Raw genomic sequence first — 14874 nt, 5'->3', positions numbered from 1 at the left:
CCGTAACCGGTGCCACCGCAGCGTGATCGCGGCAGTGGCACCAGCTATTACACCCGGCCGAACACCAATGTGCCGTTGGTGCCGCCAAAGCCGAAGCTGTTGGACATTACCGTGTTCAAGGTTGCGTCCTGGGTCTGTCGCAGAATCGGGAAGCCTTCGGCGCGCGGGTCGAGCTCATCGATATGTGCCGAGCCGGCCATAAAGCCGTCGCGCAGCATCAGCAGGCTATAGATCGCCTCGTGCACGCTAGCCGCCCCCAGCGAATGGCCGGACAGCGCCTTGGTCGACGATAGGGGGGGGCGTTGTCGCCGAACACCTCGCGCACCGCGCCCAGTTCAGTGACATCGCCCAGCGGTGTCGAGGTGCCGTGCGTGTTGAGGTAATCAATCGGGCGCTCCAGCCCTTGCATGGCCATATGCATGCAGCGCACCGCGCCTTCACCGCTGGGCGCCACCATGTCCGCACCATCGGAGGTCACGCCATAGCCAAGCAATTCGGCATGGATACGTGCACCGCGTGCAACGGCGTGGTCGTAGTCTTCCAGCACCAGCATGCCGCCGCCGCTGCCGATGACAAAACCATCGCGCTGCGCGTCGTACGGACGCGAGGCCACCGCCGGGCGATCGTTGAAGCCGGTGGACAGCGCGCCCATCGCATCGAACATCACGCTCATGGTCCAGTGCAGTTCTTCGCCGCCGCCGGCGAACATCACATCCTGCGCGCCATGGCGAATCAGATCTGCGGCCGCGCCGATGCAATGCGCGGACGTCGCGCAGGCGGCCGACAATGAATAGCTCAGCCCACGGATCTTGAACGCGGTGGCCAGCGACGCCGACACCGCCGAACACATCGTGCGCGGCACCATGTACGGGCCCACCTTGCGCACGCCACGGTTGCGCAGCAGGTCGGCGGTCTCCACCTGCCACTGGCTGGAGCCGCCGCCGGAGCCGGCGATCACCCCGGTGCGCACATCGCTGACCTGTTCGGCACTCAAGCCCGCGTCGGCAATCGCATCGCGCATGGCCAGATAGGCGTACGCGGAGGCGTCGCCCATGAAGCGCTTGAGTTTGCGGTCGATCAACGCTTCCAGATCCAGTGTGACCGCGCCGCCGACCTGGCTGCGCAGACCGGCATCGGCATGATCGGGCAGGGCGGTGATGCCGGAGCGGCTTTCGCGCAGGGCGGTGGAGACGGTGTCCAGGTCGTTGCCCAGACACGAATTGATGCCCATTCCGGTGACGACGACACGACGCATCAGAAGTTCTCCGTCGAAGTGAACATGCCCACGCGCAGGTCCTTGGCGGTATAGATCTCGCGCCCGTCCACCAGCATGCGCGCATCGGTCTGCGCCATCACCAGCTTACGGTTGATCACGCGGCTGACATCGATCTCGTAGCTCACCAGTTTGGCGCTCGGCAACACCTGCCCGGTGAACTTGACCTCCCCGCAACCCAGCGCACGGCCGCGGCCTGCAGCGCCGATCCAGGTCAGGAAAAAGCCGGTCAGCTGCCACATCGCATCCAGCCCCAGGCAACCGGGCATCACCGGGTCGCCGATGAAGTGGCAACCGAAGAACCACAGGTCGGGGCGGACATCCAGCTCGGCGCGAATCACGCCCTTGCCGTGCGCGCCGCCGGTGTCGCTGATCTCGGTGATGCGGTCGAACATCAGCATCGGGTCGTTCGGCAGCCGGCCGCTGTCGGGTCCGAACAATTCCCCACGCGCGCTGGCCAGCAGCTGGTCGCGCGAATACGCACTTTGACGAGTCATCACAAACGTTTCCTGCAGGGAGCGAATGGCGAAGCCGGCAAGGGTGCATGAGCCGGCGCGGTTCAATCAAACGTTTTATCCGTACGCATGCGTGCTGTTTTCAGCCGATGCGGCAGTGCGGCGCACGATGTGGAGAGTCGATGTCTGGCGCCCGTGCATGCAATCCGGCTATGACCAACCACCGGATCACCTGCACCACCATGCGGGTGCAGAGCGATGGCGAAGACAACAACGGGCAGCGGTCGCGCCCGTTCGCGCCGCGTTGCCGTTAGCACTGGATCAAGGCGTGAGACGCCGCTGCTTTATCATGGCTGCATCCTGAGTGGAGAGACGCCAGCTTGATGCGCAAGATCGTGCACGTGGACATGGATGCGTTCTACGCGTCCGTGGAGCAACGTGACGATCCCAGCCTGCGCGGCAAGCCGGTCGTGGTGGCCTGGCGCGGTGCACGCTCGGTGGTGTGCGCCGCGTCCTACGAAGCGCGTACCTTCGGCATCCGCTCGGCGATGCCGGCGCTGCGTGCAGAGCGGCTCTGCCCGGATGCGGTGTTCGTACCGCCGGATTTTGCGCGCTACAAGGCGGTGTCGCGGCAGGTGCGCGAGATCTTTCATCGGCATACCGATCTGGTCGAGCCGTTGTCGCTGGACGAAGCCTATCTGGATGTCACGCACGCCAAGACCGGCATGCAACTGGCGACCGAAATCGCACAGCTGATCCGCACCCAGATCCGCGACGAAACCCAGCTCACCGCATCGGCCGGCATCGCGCCGAACAAGTTCCTGGCCAAGATCGCCTCGGACTGGCGCAAGCCCGATGGTCAGTTCGTCATCGCCCCCAGTCGCGTGGATGCGTTTCTGCTGCCGCTCAAAGTCAATCGCATCCCGGGCGTGGGCAAGGTGATGGACGGCAAGCTGGCGGCGTTGGGCATCGTCACTGTCGCCGATCTGCGACTGCGCCCGCTGGAAGAATTGCAGGCGCATTTCGGCAGCTTCGGCCAGAGCCTGTATCGCCGCGCGCGCGGCATCGACGAGCGCCCGGTGGAGCCGGATCAGGAAGTGCAATCGGTGTCCTCGGAAGACACCTTCAGCGAGGATCTGGCGCTCGATGCACTGGACCCACATATCCTGCGTCTGGCCGAAAAAACCTGGCTCGCCACGCGGCGTACCGAGCGGATCGGGCGCACGGTGGTGCTGAAGCTGAAGACCTCGAATTTTCGCATCCTGACCCGCTCGTACACACCGGAGCAGCCGCCGGCGTCACTGGATGCATTGGCGCAGATCGCGCTGGCGCTAACCCGGCGCGTGGAGCTGCCCGACGAGACGCGCTATCGCTTGGTCGGTGTGGGGCTGAGCGGTTTCAGCGATGCCGAAGAGGGCGCGGTGCAGGGTGAGTTGTTCGGCGAGATGCCGCAGGCGCAGTGAGTGCGACTTGTGCTTGCGATGTGGTGCAGCTCCAAGAAGACTCTGCTCACCGCCAGGCGTGCATTCCGGTGCTCGGGGCGGTAGGTACCACTCGCACGCTCCGATTCTGAGCGCGCCGTCCACACCCGCCTGACGACTGCGCGCTACGTGTTGTTGGCCGCTCTCAGCTGCACGCTGCGATGACGGCATCCCGCATCTCCGCCATGCACGCTGACGCGCTCTGAATCCAGCCGCTCGTACACTGCAGGCCGCTCCCCAACGAGGCGTTGTGCATGTATCTGTATCCGCTGGTGATCTTCGACCTGGACGGCACGCTGGTGGACAGCGCACCCAATATTGCCGAAGCGCTCAACGCGACCTTGCAAGAACTCGGGCTGCAGCAGTTCAGCGAGGCGACGATCCGCGGCTGGATCGGCGAAGGCGTGCACGTGCTGCTTGCCGCTGCCTTGCGCGAGGCCGGCGGCACGCACGATGCCGACAGCGCGATGCCGGTGATGATGCGTCACTACGAAGCTAGTCTGCTGCACAACCCACAGCTTTATCCCGGTGTCGGCGAGGCGTTGGCCGGCCTGCGTGAGGCCGGCGCCACGCTGGCGTTGTGCACCAACAAACCGTCGCGATTTATCGCACCGCTGCTGGAGCACCTGGGCATCGCTGCACAATTCAGCAGCGTGCTCGGTGGCGATTCGCTGCCGCAGCGCAAGCCAGACGCGGCGCCGCTGCTGCACCTGGCCAGGCAATTCCAGCACAGCCCGCAGCAATGCCTGATGGTGGGCGATTCGGCCACCGATGCGGCCGCCGCAAATGCAGCGGCAATGCCATTGGCGATGGTGCGCTACGGCTATCTGCGCGGCTTCGACGTACAAACCGCCGGCGCGGTGGCGATCATGGATGACATGCGCGAGCTGCTTGCATTGACTTAGAGCGGTTAACAGAACGACGTCACGCCAGTCCACTGCAGTCCGGCTGATCTGCTGCCTGGCTGCAAGGCCCTTGCCCTTCCACCGTCGCGGGACACGCTGCAAGTACGTCCCTGTAAGCTCTTACGCGGCATCCATGCCGCGTAAGGTCCCGCGACGGTCGGCGGGCAATGACCCGTCGAGATGATCGGTGTGCATGTTTTCAACAACGCAGCCGACCAACTTTCTGGTGCGGGGTCCTCACCGCTTGCGGGGCCGTGTGGCGGCATGGATGCCGCCACTGAGCCTACAGGGACGTACTTGCGGCGTGTCCCGCGAACGGTGAGGGCACCGCGCATTCGACCCATTCAGCGTTTGATCTGGACTTTTGACTGCATCCACAAAGATGCGGCCGACAAAATCACTGCACTCACTGACAGGCGCTCGCTAGGTTGTGCTAGCCGCTCTTAAAACACGCAGAAGGGTCAGTGCGTGTCGCTGGCAACATTCGCACGACACCTCGCCACCTTATCGTCGTCGTTATCCGGCGTCACAGCCGACTCTGAGGCGTTGCCTGGCCTCAGCCATGATCAGGCGTTGGGTGCATTGTTCGCACCAAGCCTGCGAGCCGCGGCGGCGCATTGACGATGTGAGCGATCGACGATCAAGCGATCGAGAAATCTCACTGACGGCGCTTGCCTTGATCGAATTGCCATCGCCTCGCTTCGCGTAGCTAGCGGTAGCAACACTGCGCAACCAACTCAAGACGTCTGCCAGAACGTAGCGGGCGCTCCCCCGCGCACACAACGCGATGGAACCGGCGTATGTGCATGTAGGGAGCGCCGGTGCCGGTCACCGACTGCGTCCGCCTTGCGGCAGCGCAGCCATCTCGCCGGCGGTTCTCAATCCTCGCGCGTCTGGCTCAGGTCCGCAGCGTCGTCGTCTGCGTCGAGCATGTCGCCATGCGTATCGTCGTTGTCGGCTCGCGCGTAGTGCACGGTCTCCACCGGCCCGGCGACCGCGCGGCCGCGCACTGGTAAAAGCGCACTGGCCGCCTCGTATTCGGCCAGCAAGGCGTGCCGCCGCGCTTCCGGCACGTCCTGCCAATGGCAATCGGTCAGGGCGCCTTCCAGCGAATACAGCAGATTGAGGCTGGGCTTGAAACCGGCGCGGCGCACTTTGACGAACGCGCCCACCGCGCCGACCGCCTGCAGATCCTGCTGCGTGCGCAGGCCGACCTGGCGCAGCCACGCTGCACTTTTCGGGCCGATGTTGCGCAGCCGCTCGGTGGTCACGTCAACGCGCCGACGAAGACCTGCGCGATGGCTTCCAGGCCGTGCTGGTCGTCGGCGTCGAAGCGATCCAGCTCCGGGCTGTCCAGATCCAGCACACCGATCAACGTCTCGCCCTTGACCAATGGAATCACCAGTTCCGAGCGCGACGCCGAATCGCAGGCAATATGCCCGGGAAACGCGTCCACGTCGGCAATGCGCTGGCTTTGCCGGGTCGTGGCGGCCGCACCGCATACGCCCTTGTCCAAGGAAATGCGCACACAGGCCGGCAGGCCCTGGAACGGACCCACGACCAGCTCGCGGCCATCGTAAAAGTAGAAGCCGGCCCAGTTGAGCGACGGCAGCGAATGGAAGATCAGTGCGGCCAGATTGGCGGCATTGGCGATCCGATCCGGCTCGCCGTGCACCAGGGCCTGGGCCTGGGCGGTGAGCTGGGCATATTGTTCCGGCTTGCTGCCGGTTAGCGAAGAGGTGGCGAACATGGCCGAAGTTTAGCAGCGGCCATCCGCAGCGGCATTGCGACTCAGCCGCGCGTCTGGATTCGCGCGTTATGCTGCGCGCCCTCTCGGCAATGGCGGCCCGGCCGCAGGATCGAACGCATGCAGCACCCGGCGTTGTATGTCACCGGCACCGATACCGGCATCGGCAAGACCATGGGTAGCACGGCGCTGCTGCACGCACTACGCGCGCGCGGGCACACCGCGGTGGGGATGAAGCCGGTCGCCAGTGGCTGCGAACAGACGTCGGATGGCTGGCGCAATGAAGACGCGCTGGCGCTGCAGGCGGCCAGCCACCCGCAGCCGGACTACGCCACCCTCAACCCCTACGCCTTGCCCGCACCGTTGGCACCGGAGCTCGCCGCCGCCGATGTCGGCGTGACCCTGTCGCTGGACCCGATCACGCGGGCCTTCGCACAGTTGCGTCGCCAGGCCGAGGTGGTGGTGGTCGAAGGGGTCGGCGGCTGGGCCGCGCCGCTCAGCGCCGATCTGGACCAGGCCGACCTGGTCCGTGCGCTGCAACTGCCGGTGGTGCTGGTGGTCGGCGTGCGGCTGGGTTGCATCAACCATGCGCGCCTGACCGCTTCCGCCATCGCCGCCGACGGGCTCGCGTGTATCGGCTGGATCGCCAACGAGGTCGATCCGCAGATGGAGCGCGTGGAGGAGAACATCCAGATGCTGCACCAGCGGCTGGCGATGCCGTGCTGGGGGCGCATCCGTTGGCGTCCGGGTGCCGATGCCGCCAGCCAGGCGCAGGAGTTGCGGCTACCGATCTAGCCGCGCCTGGCCGTAAGCACGCCAGCGCCAATCGCTGCGCGCAAGCTGCGGCGATAGATCGCCTGCAAACGCGCAATAAAAAAGCCCGACAGAGGGAGGGATCTGTCGGGCCGGATTGCACGGGGGGAGGGACCCATGCAAAGACGCTGAATTTTGGTGGCCGTTACTTGCGCCGTGTCTTGCCTGTTGAGCCGGCCTGCTCGCTGCCGGTGTCGAACTGCTGCTTGGCGAACTGCCCAAGCTCGCTGGACGTCTTCAACCCCATCCCGACCACTTCCTGGTTGACCGAGGCCAAGCGCTCCAGGTTGTCGCGGGCCAGTTGCAGGCCTTTCGGCCACAGCGTCTGGTAGGCATCCAGATCGCGTGCTTGCGCAAACTCACCGAAGAAGCTGGTGGTCGCGTTGACGTTCTGCTCCAGCGTGTCCAATGCCAACTGATTGGCTCGTGCTGCGGCAGAGGCGAACTGACTGGTAAAGCTGTTATCGAACTGCGCCGACATTGCGAACCCCTTGGGGAATGCCGTGACCGTTTTTTGCGTTGCAGCATACGCAGATATTGGTGCGATGCAACAAGTTTGCTGAATTTTTCCAAAACCTTGCGTAAATTCTTTTGCATTCAAGAACTTGTTAGCGCGCCAGAAACGATGAAGCCGCCCATCGGGCGGCCTCATTTCAAACATTGCGCAGGCGATCAACCGCGATAGCGGCAACCGGAGGTGCAGGTCTCATGCACCACGATCTCGCTCAATTGCGGCAGTGCCGGCTTGAGCTGATCCCAGATCCAGATCGCCAGCCGCTCGCTGGTCGGATTCTCCAACCCCTCGATGTCATTGAGGTAATGGTGGTCCAGCCGGTCGTAGATCGGTTTGAAGGCCGCCTTGATATCGCCGAAATCCATGATCCAGCCGGTGTCGGCACCCGGTTCGCCACTGACGTGCAGCTCGACCCGGAACGAATGCCCATGCAGGCGGGCGCACTTGTGGCCGGGCGGCACATTGGGAAGCCGATGCGCGGCTTCGAGCGTAAAGACTTTGAAGATATCCATGACGGTGATCGGCAAGCGGTAACGAAAGGGAAGGGGGCGTGCCGGCGCAGCGCCGGATCACGCAAAGGTCCGGATTCGCCGGGCCAGGTACAAAACGTGGGCCTGATACAACAAGGGCCGCATGGCGGCCCTTGTGCCCAGCAGGCGCCGTCTATCAGGCGCCGCGGTTGGCCGGACGGCCAGCGCCGCCACGGCTGTCGCGCCGGCCGGCACCTGCGCCCGCATTGGCCTGACGCGGCCCAGCATTACGCTGGCCACCCGGCTTCTTCGGGCCGGCATGCGCATGCGCCTGACGCGGTGCATCGCCATGCGGACGACGGGCGTGGCTCTTGCGCGGTGCGCGATCGCCGCCCGGCTGCTCGGCACGGCCCGGCGCGCTGTTACCCCAACGGATCGGGGTCTGCGGCTCGTAGCCCGGCACGTCGCGGATTTCCACGTCGCGGCCCAGCATGCGCACGATCTGGCGCAGCAGCTTGGCTTCGTCCTGCGCCACCAGCGAGATCGCCTCGCCGGTGGAACCGTTACGGCCGGTGCGGCCGATGCGGTGCACGTAATCCTCGGCGACCATCGGCAGGTCGTAGTTGATGACCTTCGGCAGCTGGTCGATATCGATGCCGCGTGCGGCGATATCGGTGGCCACCAGCACGGTCACGCGGCCGGCCTTGAAGTCGCTCAGGGCACGCATGCGCTGGCCCTGGCTCTTGTTGCCATGGATCGCCGCGGTCTTGATGCCGGACTTCTCCAGGAACAGCGCCAGCTTGTCGCTGCCGTGCTTGGTACGTGCGAACACCAGGGTCTGCTCGCGGCTGTCCTGCGCCAGCAGGTGCAGCAGCAGATCGCGCTTGCGCGCGCCATCGACCGGGTGCACGCGGTGGGTGATGCTCTCGGCCACGGTGTTGCTCGGGGTGACCTGGATCTGCATCGGGTTGCGCATGAATTCCAGCGCCAACTGCTTGATGTTCTCTTCAAAGGTGGCCGAGAAAAGCAGCGTCTGACGGTCCTGGCGCGGCAGCTTGGTCAGGATGCGCTTGATCGACGGCAAGAAGCCCATGTCGAGCATGCGATCGGCTTCGTCCAGGATCAGCACTTCGATGCCGGACAGGTCCACGCTGCGACGCTCGATATGATCGATCAGCCGGCCCGGGCACGCGATCAGCAGGTCCACGCCACGACGCAGGGTGTCGAGCTGGTTGCCCATGCCCACGCCGCCGTAGATCACCGCGCTGGGGATGCGCAGGTACTTGCTGTAGCCGCGCAGGCTGTCGTGCACCTGGGTGGCCAGCTCGCGGGTGGGGGTCAGGATCAGCGCGCGCGGCTTGCGCGGGCCGTTGACCGGCTGCGGGCTGGTGCCCAGGTGCTGCAGCAGCGGCAGGCCGAACGCGGCGGTCTTGCCGGTACCGGTCTGCGCGCCGGCCAGCAGGTCGTGACCGGCCAGCACCAACGGGATCGCCTGCTGCTGGATCGCAGTGGGGGTTTCATAGCCCTGCTCGGCCAACGCGCGCAGCAGGAAGGGCGCAAGGCCCAGGGATTCAAAAGACATCAGGAAGCTCCAAGTAAAGCGTCGCCGCCAGGCCAGGCCTGGAGCGCAAACGCATTGCAGATGCAAAAGTGAGGCTCGGAGCGTTCCCGTGAACCGCGCTGCGAGATGGTGGATCAACCCGATCAAAGAGCGATGGGTTTGTCGGCACCACGAAAGGCGTCGGGTGGGGCGGGCGAGCGGATCGATCGATCCTGGCCTCGCCGGCTGTCCCTAAGGGAAACGGACGGCCGCATGCAGACCCGGCAAGTGTACGCGCGTTTGGCGCGCTGCACAAAAGGCGCGTTCACCAGTTGGGCTGCGGGTCAGCTGTTTCAATCGCAACCATTGTTGCGGCAGGTCGTACAATCGGCCGATCAGCCACACCACAGGATGGTCATGAAGCTAGGTTCCCTGAAGGAAGGCGGCCGCGATGGCAGCCTGATCGTGGTCTCGCGCGACCTGAGCAAGGCCGTGCACGCCACCGGCATCGCGCCGACGCTGCAGCGCGCGCTGGAAGACTGGAGCAACGTCGCGCCACGGTTGAACGCCTTGTCTGCCGCGCTTGATGAGGGCAGCGCCGACGGCGTGTTCGATCTGGATCTGCAGGCGCTGGCCGCACCCCTCCCGCGCGCGTACGAATTCGTCGATGGGAGCGCTTACCTGCCGCATGTGGAGCGGGTGCGTCGCGCGCGCAATGCCGAGGTGCCGGAGAGCTTCTACACCGACCCGTTGATGTATCAGGCCACCAGCGCCGGCTTCTACGGTCCGCGCGATGCCATCAAGGTGATCAGCGAAGACCACGGCATCGATCTGGAAGCCGAAATCGTGGTTGTCACCGATGATGTGCCGATGGGCGCCTCGCCCGACCAGGCCGCCGCGCATATCCAGCTGATCGGACTGGTTAACGATGTTTCGCTGCGCAACCTGATCCCGGCCGAGCTCGCCAAGGGCTTTGGTTTTGTGCAGTCCAAGCCGCGCTCGGCGTTGTCGCCAGTGTTCGTCACCCCCGACGAGCTGGGCGATGCCTGGCGCGGCAACAAGGTCCATCTGCCGCTGGTCACCCATGTCAACGGCGCCTGGTTCGGTGCGCCGGAAGCGGGCAACGACATGCAGTTCGACTTTGCCCAGCTGATCGCCCACGCCGCCAAGACCCGGCCGTTGTCGGCTGGCACGATTGTCGGGTCCGGCACCATTGCCAACCAAGACACCACGCTGGGCGCGTCGTGCTTTGCCGAACAGCGCGTGGTCGAGACCTTGCGCGATGGCAAGCCGAGCACCCCGTTCATGGCGTTCGGGGATGTGGTGCGAATCGAAATGTTCGATGCCAGCGGCGCCAGCATCTTTGGCGCGATCGAGCAGCGCGTCGAACGGCAGCCAGTGCCGTGACGCGTATCGTCCCGCCGACGGCCGCGGCTACCGGCCAGAGCACATGAGCGCGGTGCTGGAGCTGTTTTCGTACTGGCGTTCGAGCGCGGCGTATCGTGTGCGTATCGGCCTGCAGTTGAAGGCGCTTGACCACCTCATCCATCCGGTGCATCTGGTGCGCGAGGGCGGCGAGCAGCATGCGCCAGCCTACGCGCAGCTCAATCCGCAGGAACTGGTGCCCACGCTGCGCCACGGCGCGGTGATCATTTCGCAATCGCTGGCGATTCTGGAGTATCTGGAAGAGGCGTTCGCGGACACCGCCGCGCTGCTGCCATCTGGCCCGGTCGAACGCGCCCGCGTACGCGCGCTGGCGCAACTCATCGCCTGCGATGTGCATCCGCTCAACAACCTGCGCGTCACCCAGCTGCTGGAGCACGACTTTGCGCTGGAGGCCGCGCAACGCCTGCAGTGGACCCGGCACTGGATGCAGCGCGGGTTCGCCGCACTGGAAACACAGCTGGCGCGCGATGCGCAGACCGGGCGCTTCTGCCATGGCGACGTACCACGCCTGGCCGATTGCGTGCTGATTCCGCAGCTCTACAACGCGCACCGGTTCGACGTCGATCTGGCGCCGTATCCGACCTTGCAGCGCATCGAGCACGCTTGCCTGGCGTTACCGGCCTTCGATATGGCACGGCCTGAAATGCAGGTGGATGCGGTGGCCTGAGGGCAAAAACGCTGCAGCCCTCATCCGCCCTTGGGGCACCTTCTCCCGTGGTACGGGAGAAGGGCACTCAGCCACCCATCCGCCCTTCGGGCACCTCCTCCCGTAGTACGGGAAAAGGCAATCAGCCACTCATCGATCCGGGCAGATGTCGTCATGCTGCGCCGGCGTCGCGATGCAAGTTTGAAGAGTTTGGAGCCGGCACCCTGGAGGCATCACTTGGCCGCCGATCTCCCTTCTCCCGCAAGCGGGGGAAGGTGGCGCGCAGCGCCGGATGAGGGTGTTCGTCGCATCGACGTCGCGAATGAGGTGCTCGTCGCAGAGGTCCGGACCACCAGTCGCCAGTGGCCCCAAGCGCCGCAAGATCACCGATCTTCGCCGTCAACCGATCAGATAAACCCGTGACTGATCTTCGGTGCCGCTGCCGTCTCGTAGTCGGCATAAGGATCGTGCTCGCCGGAGCCACCTTCGGACAGCCGGAATTTCAGCGCCAGGCCGTCACGCGAATCGGCCGCACGCAACGCTTCCTCCTGCTCGATCTCACCGGTCTTGACCATCCGGAACAGGCATTGGTCGAAGGTCTGCATGCCTTCCTCCAGCGATTCTTCCATCGCCTGCTTGACCTCGTGCACCTGACCGCGGCGCAGCAGGTCGCGGATCATCGGGGTGTTGAGCAATACCTCGGTGGCGGGACGGCGGCGCCCATCCACGCCCTTGACCAGGCGCTGCGAGACCACGGCGCGCAGATTCAGCGCCAGGTTCATCAGTACGTTCTTGTGCGCGCTTTCCGGGAAGAAGTTGAGGATGCGCTCGATGGTCTGGTCGGCATTGTTGGAGTGCAACGTCGCCAGGCACAGGTGACCGGTTTCGGCGAAGGCGATCGCCGCCTCCATTGTCTCGGCATCCAGGATCTCGCCGATCAGGATCACGTCCGGCGCCTCGCGCATCGCGTTTTTCAGCGCGCTCTGGAAGGCGTGCGTGTCCAGGCCCACCTCGCGCTGGTTCACGATCGACATCTTGTGCTTGTGCAGGTATTCGATCGGGTCCTCGATGGTGAGGATGTGCCCGGTGGTGGTGCTGTTGCGGTGGTCGATCATCGAGGCAAGCGAGGTCGACTTGCCGGAGCCGGTCGAGCCCACCACCAGCACCAGCCCGCGCGGGGTCATGATGACGTCCTTGAGCACCTGCGGCAGGTTGAGCTCTTCGATGCTCGGGATCCGGCTGCGGATGGCGCGGATCACCATGCCCACTTCGCCACGCTGCTTGAACACGTTCACGCGGAAGCGTCCGGCGTCGGGCAGGGCAATGGCCATGTTGAGCTCGAGCTCGCGCTCGAACTGCGGCACCTGGCCTTCGTCCATCAGTGAGTAAGCGATTTTCTTGACCATCCCCGGCGGCAACCCCGTATTGCCGAGCGGGTAGAGCTTGCCTTCGATCTTGATGTACACCGGCGCGCCGGTGGTCAAGAACATGTCCGAGGCATTCTTTTCGGTCATCAGCTTCAGGAAGTAGCCGATATCCATGCGCAATGGTTCCCCAACAAACAGCAGCGTCTCGTTGCAAGTCCGCCGCAGGCTTCCGACAATGGCCGTGCTCGAGACTTCCTCGCTACGGCTCCCCTAATGACGGCTAGCTTCGCATACTTGCGGCGATCCCTGTATGGCATCGCCTGTTTCATGGTTCTTTCCTCTCCAGCCGCCGCCCAGGTGGCACCGGAGCTCACCGCCGCCGAACAGGCCGTGCAACGTGCCACCCAGGCCGATGCCGACCAATATGCCCCGGATCTGGTCAACCTGGCCCGCCAGGAACTGATGCAGGCCCAGCAGGCGCAACTGGACAAACGCCAGCGCAAGCAGGTGCCGCAGATTGCCCTGCGCGCCGCCGCCGATGCCGACCTGGCAAAGGCGCGCAGCGAAGAGGCGGTGGTCAGCGCCCAGCTGGAGCAACGCCGCAAGGAAGTGGCGCAGCTGCAGAACAGCCTCAACACCGGGGAGAACGGCCGATGACACTGCGCCCCTTCCTTTATATCGGTGTGCTGAGCCTGGCCACGCTGCCGTCGCTGGCGATGGCTGCCAAGGACGATCCACAGGCCGACGCGCTCAATCGGCGCCTGGCAGCGCTGCAGAACGACCCGCAGACCAGCGACCTGGCCCGCTACGAACGCCTGCAGGCGCAGCAGACCATCGGCGCGCTTGCCGAGGCCAAGCGTCGCGACCGCGATGAGCTGGTGTTTCTGGCCGACCGCCGGGTCGAGATCGCCGAGCTCACCGCCCGCACCTCGCTGGCCCGGCGCGAGCTGGACCGCCTGGAAGGCACCCGCAACGATCTGCTGATCGAAGCCAGCCGCCGCGACGCCTCGCGCGCCCGGCAGGAGGCCGAGCGCCTGCGCGTGCAGGCGCAGATCCAGGCCGAGGAGGCCGAGCGCATGCGACAGGCCGCCGAGCAGGAGACCCTAGCCCGCCAGGATGCCGAGCTGGCGCTGACCAGCGTCGCCGGCAAGCAGACGGCCAAGCTCAACGCCGCCCAGCAAAAAGCCCTTCAGCTCGCCCATGAAGAAGCCGAGCTGGTGGCCGGCGCCAAGCTGCCGTCGTCCAAGGTGGACAGCCGCGGCGAAGTGTTCTCGCTAGGCAGTGGCGCGTTTGGCGGCAAGGCGGCGTTGTCCGGCGATGCGACCGGGCAGGCCAAGGCGCTGGCCGAATACCTGAACATCGGCAAGAAGGGCCGGGTCAGCATCGTCGGCTTCGACAGCGATGCGGCGGTGGCCAAGAAGCGTGCCGAGGCGCTCCGCGACGCATTGGTCGCTGGGGGTGTTGCAGCATCGCGGCTGCAGGTCAGCGGTAGCAAGGGTGCCGCCAGCAAGACGCGTGCAGCCGAAATCGTTGTCTCGCCGTAATGCAAGTGGTTGGAAGTTAAGGCGTTTTAACCCGGGCATGACGCCCGGTTGAACCGCGGTCATTGATTGACGCAGGGAACGGCAAAAGCAGCCGTTCCGGCCTTGAACCCCCTCCGCGACCGGCGTAGGGTCGTACCTCTGGGCAGCAACTCCGCCGCCCGGAAGTACGGAGGGCCGGGTCAGTGACGCAAGGGCACGCAGTGACGCACGCAGTTGCAACAGGTAGTGGTTTTACCAGTGCGTCTACCGTGATGGCCTTTGCCGACGTGACGCGCGGGTCTTCGATTCCCAAGCAGCGCCCTGCGCCGTTCGCGGCCGGGGCGTTCTTGTTTTAAGTGAAGGAGGTAACGCCATGTTCGAAGGGCAACCGCAGACCGAAATCGACGCATTGATCAAGTCCGATCCCGAGTTCAAGCAGCTCTACCAACGCCACAAGCTCTTGAACAAGAAATGCATGGATGCCGAACTTGGGGTACTCCCCATCGACGACGTGACCTTGGGCCAGATGAAGCGCGAAAAATTGCAGGCCAAAGAAAAACTCACCCGGATGTACGACCAGCTCACGCACTGATCCTTCCCCACCGTTAGAACAAGTTCACCGTCGCGGGCGGTGGCAGCCTCCTCGTCGGCTTGCCACCGTCCGCGTCCTTGTTTGGGCCCATGCCTGCGCCCA

Annotated in this window: 15 protein-coding genes, 1 other RNA gene and 1 pseudogene; 9 read left to right on the top strand and 8 right to left on the bottom strand. The window is 64.9% G+C overall.

Features of this window, described 5'->3' with window-relative positions:
* Positions 1–47: 47 nt before the first annotated feature.
* Positions 48–1255 (bottom strand): annotated as a pseudogene (fabB, locus tag BJD12_RS09010) (beta-ketoacyl-ACP synthase I).
* On the bottom strand, positions 1255–1770 hold the full coding sequence (gene fabA / locus BJD12_RS09005) for a 3-hydroxyacyl-[acyl-carrier-protein] dehydratase FabA (RefSeq protein WP_039421849.1): 516 nt from the start codon (positions 1768–1770) through the stop codon (positions 1255–1257). Before fabA ends, fabB begins: the two are co-directional and overlap by 1 nt.
* Positions 1771–2111: 341 nt before the next feature.
* On the opposite strand from fabA, the gene dinB reads away from it, so the two are divergent.
* From dinB to gph, 3 genes are all read left to right on the top strand, one after another.
* Positions 2112–3191 (top strand): DNA polymerase IV, encoded by a 1080-nt coding sequence (gene dinB, locus BJD12_RS09000; protein ID WP_005998435.1) that lies wholly within the window; start codon positions 2112–2114, stop codon positions 3189–3191.
* Positions 3192–3273: 82 nt separating this feature from the next.
* Positions 3274–3350: non-coding RNA, sX9 sRNA (locus BJD12_RS08995), on the top strand.
* A gap of 113 nt (positions 3351–3463) precedes the next feature.
* Positions 3464–4114, top strand: coding sequence for a phosphoglycolate phosphatase (gene gph / locus BJD12_RS08990; protein WP_005998431.1), 651 nt, complete (start codon positions 3464–3466; stop codon positions 4112–4114).
* A gap of 878 nt (positions 4115–4992) precedes the next feature.
* On the opposite strand, the gene BJD12_RS08980 is transcribed toward gph, so the two are convergent.
* Entirely contained in the window at positions 4993–5385 is a 393-nt protein-coding gene (locus BJD12_RS08980; protein ID WP_005991787.1) for a TfoX/Sxy family protein, read from the bottom strand.
* Positions 5382–5864: a GAF domain-containing protein gene (locus BJD12_RS08975; protein WP_005991788.1), complete on the bottom strand. Its 483-nt coding sequence runs from the start codon at positions 5862–5864 to the stop codon at positions 5382–5384. Before BJD12_RS08975 ends, BJD12_RS08980 begins: the two co-directional genes overlap by 4 nt.
* A gap of 117 nt (positions 5865–5981) precedes the next feature.
* Between BJD12_RS08975 and bioD the strand changes: the two genes are divergently transcribed.
* Positions 5982–6656, top strand: a complete 675-nt coding sequence (bioD, locus tag BJD12_RS08970; RefSeq protein WP_005991789.1) for a dethiobiotin synthase — start codon at positions 5982–5984, stop codon at positions 6654–6656.
* Between the two features lie 163 nt (positions 6657–6819).
* Here the strand turns inward: bioD and BJD12_RS08965 are convergent, their stop codons facing one another.
* The 3 genes from BJD12_RS08965 to BJD12_RS08955 all read right to left on the bottom strand — a co-directional run bounded on the left by BJD12_RS08965 (position 6820) and on the right by BJD12_RS08955 (position 9240).
* Entirely contained in the window at positions 6820–7155 is a 336-nt protein-coding gene (locus BJD12_RS08965; RefSeq protein ID WP_005991790.1) for a phasin family protein, read from the bottom strand.
* A 191-nt stretch (positions 7156–7346) separates the two neighbouring features.
* The gene (queD, locus tag BJD12_RS08960; protein WP_039421851.1) at positions 7347–7700 is read right to left on the bottom strand and encodes a 6-carboxytetrahydropterin synthase QueD; all 354 of its coding nucleotides are present in this window, start codon (positions 7698–7700) and stop codon (positions 7347–7349) included.
* Positions 7701–7854: 154 nt separating this feature from the next.
* On the bottom strand, positions 7855–9240 hold the full coding sequence (locus BJD12_RS08955) for a DEAD/DEAH box helicase (RefSeq protein WP_005991792.1): 1386 nt from the start codon (positions 9238–9240) through the stop codon (positions 7855–7857).
* A gap of 306 nt (positions 9241–9546) precedes the next feature.
* On the opposite strand from BJD12_RS08955, the gene BJD12_RS08945 reads away from it, so the two are divergent.
* Positions 9547–10605, top strand: coding sequence for a fumarylacetoacetate hydrolase family protein (locus BJD12_RS08945; RefSeq protein WP_172797243.1), 1059 nt, complete (start codon positions 9547–9549; stop codon positions 10603–10605).
* A gap of 43 nt (positions 10606–10648) precedes the next feature.
* Entirely contained in the window at positions 10649–11311 is a 663-nt protein-coding gene (gene maiA / locus BJD12_RS08940) for a maleylacetoacetate isomerase (RefSeq protein ID WP_005991795.1), read from the top strand.
* Positions 11312–11697: 386 nt separating this feature from the next.
* Here maiA and BJD12_RS08935 read toward each other — a convergent pair whose 3' ends face one another.
* Entirely contained in the window at positions 11698–12831 is a 1134-nt protein-coding gene (locus BJD12_RS08935) for a PilT/PilU family type 4a pilus ATPase (RefSeq protein ID WP_005991797.1), read from the bottom strand.
* A gap of 99 nt (positions 12832–12930) precedes the next feature.
* On the opposite strand from BJD12_RS08935, the gene BJD12_RS08930 reads away from it, so the two are divergent.
* From BJD12_RS08930 to BJD12_RS08920, 3 genes are all read left to right on the top strand, one after another.
* Positions 12931–13314 (top strand): DUF4398 domain-containing protein, encoded by a 384-nt coding sequence (locus tag BJD12_RS08930; RefSeq protein WP_039421837.1) that lies wholly within the window; start codon positions 12931–12933, stop codon positions 13312–13314.
* Positions 13311–14201: a coiled-coil domain-containing protein gene (locus tag BJD12_RS08925; protein WP_005991802.1), complete on the top strand. Its 891-nt coding sequence runs from the start codon at positions 13311–13313 to the stop codon at positions 14199–14201. Before BJD12_RS08930 ends, BJD12_RS08925 begins: the two co-directional genes overlap by 4 nt.
* 352 nt (positions 14202–14553) lie before the next feature.
* Positions 14554–14772, top strand: a complete 219-nt coding sequence (locus BJD12_RS08920) for an HP1242/YdcH family protein (RefSeq protein ID WP_005991804.1) — start codon at positions 14554–14556, stop codon at positions 14770–14772.
* Positions 14773–14874 lie beyond the last annotated feature (102 nt).

It is taken from the genome of Xanthomonas vesicatoria ATCC 35937, from assembly GCF_001908725.1.
Taxonomy (GTDB): domain Bacteria; phylum Pseudomonadota; class Gammaproteobacteria; order Xanthomonadales; family Xanthomonadaceae; genus Xanthomonas; species Xanthomonas vesicatoria.
The sequence above is the reverse complement of the archived record's forward strand: the minus strand, read 5'-3'. Positions and strand labels throughout refer to the sequence as shown.

Excerpts from the sequence above, each read along its gene's own strand:
- maiA (WP_005991795.1), top strand. The coding sequence starts at position 10,649 with ATGAGCGCGGTGCTGGAGCTGTTTTCGTACTGGCGTTCGAGCGCGGCG.
- BJD12_RS08925 (WP_005991802.1), top strand. The coding sequence starts at position 13,311 with ATGACACTGCGCCCCTTCCTTTATATCGGTGTGCTGAGCCTGGCCACG.
- gph (WP_005998431.1), top strand. The coding sequence starts at position 3,464 with ATGTATCTGTATCCGCTGGTGATCTTCGACCTGGACGGCACGCTGGTG.
- BJD12_RS08930 (WP_039421837.1), top strand. The coding sequence starts at position 12,931 with ATGACGGCTAGCTTCGCATACTTGCGGCGATCCCTGTATGGCATCGCC.
- BJD12_RS08965 (WP_005991790.1), bottom strand. The coding sequence starts at position 7,155 with ATGTCGGCGCAGTTCGATAACAGCTTTACCAGTCAGTTCGCCTCTGCC.
- dinB (WP_005998435.1), top strand. The coding sequence starts at position 2,112 with ATGCGCAAGATCGTGCACGTGGACATGGATGCGTTCTACGCGTCCGTG.
- BJD12_RS08975 (WP_005991788.1), bottom strand. The coding sequence starts at position 5,864 with ATGTTCGCCACCTCTTCGCTAACCGGCAGCAAGCCGGAACAATATGCC.
- BJD12_RS08935 (WP_005991797.1), bottom strand. The coding sequence starts at position 12,831 with ATGGATATCGGCTACTTCCTGAAGCTGATGACCGAAAAGAATGCCTCG.
- BJD12_RS08955 (WP_005991792.1), bottom strand. The coding sequence starts at position 9,240 with ATGTCTTTTGAATCCCTGGGCCTTGCGCCCTTCCTGCTGCGCGCGTTG.
- BJD12_RS08920 (WP_005991804.1), top strand. The coding sequence starts at position 14,554 with ATGTTCGAAGGGCAACCGCAGACCGAAATCGACGCATTGATCAAGTCC.
- queD (WP_039421851.1), bottom strand. The coding sequence starts at position 7,700 with ATGGATATCTTCAAAGTCTTTACGCTCGAAGCCGCGCATCGGCTTCCC.
- bioD (WP_005991789.1), top strand. The coding sequence starts at position 5,982 with ATGCAGCACCCGGCGTTGTATGTCACCGGCACCGATACCGGCATCGGC.
- fabA (WP_039421849.1), bottom strand. The coding sequence starts at position 1,770 with ATGACTCGTCAAAGTGCGTATTCGCGCGACCAGCTGCTGGCCAGCGCG.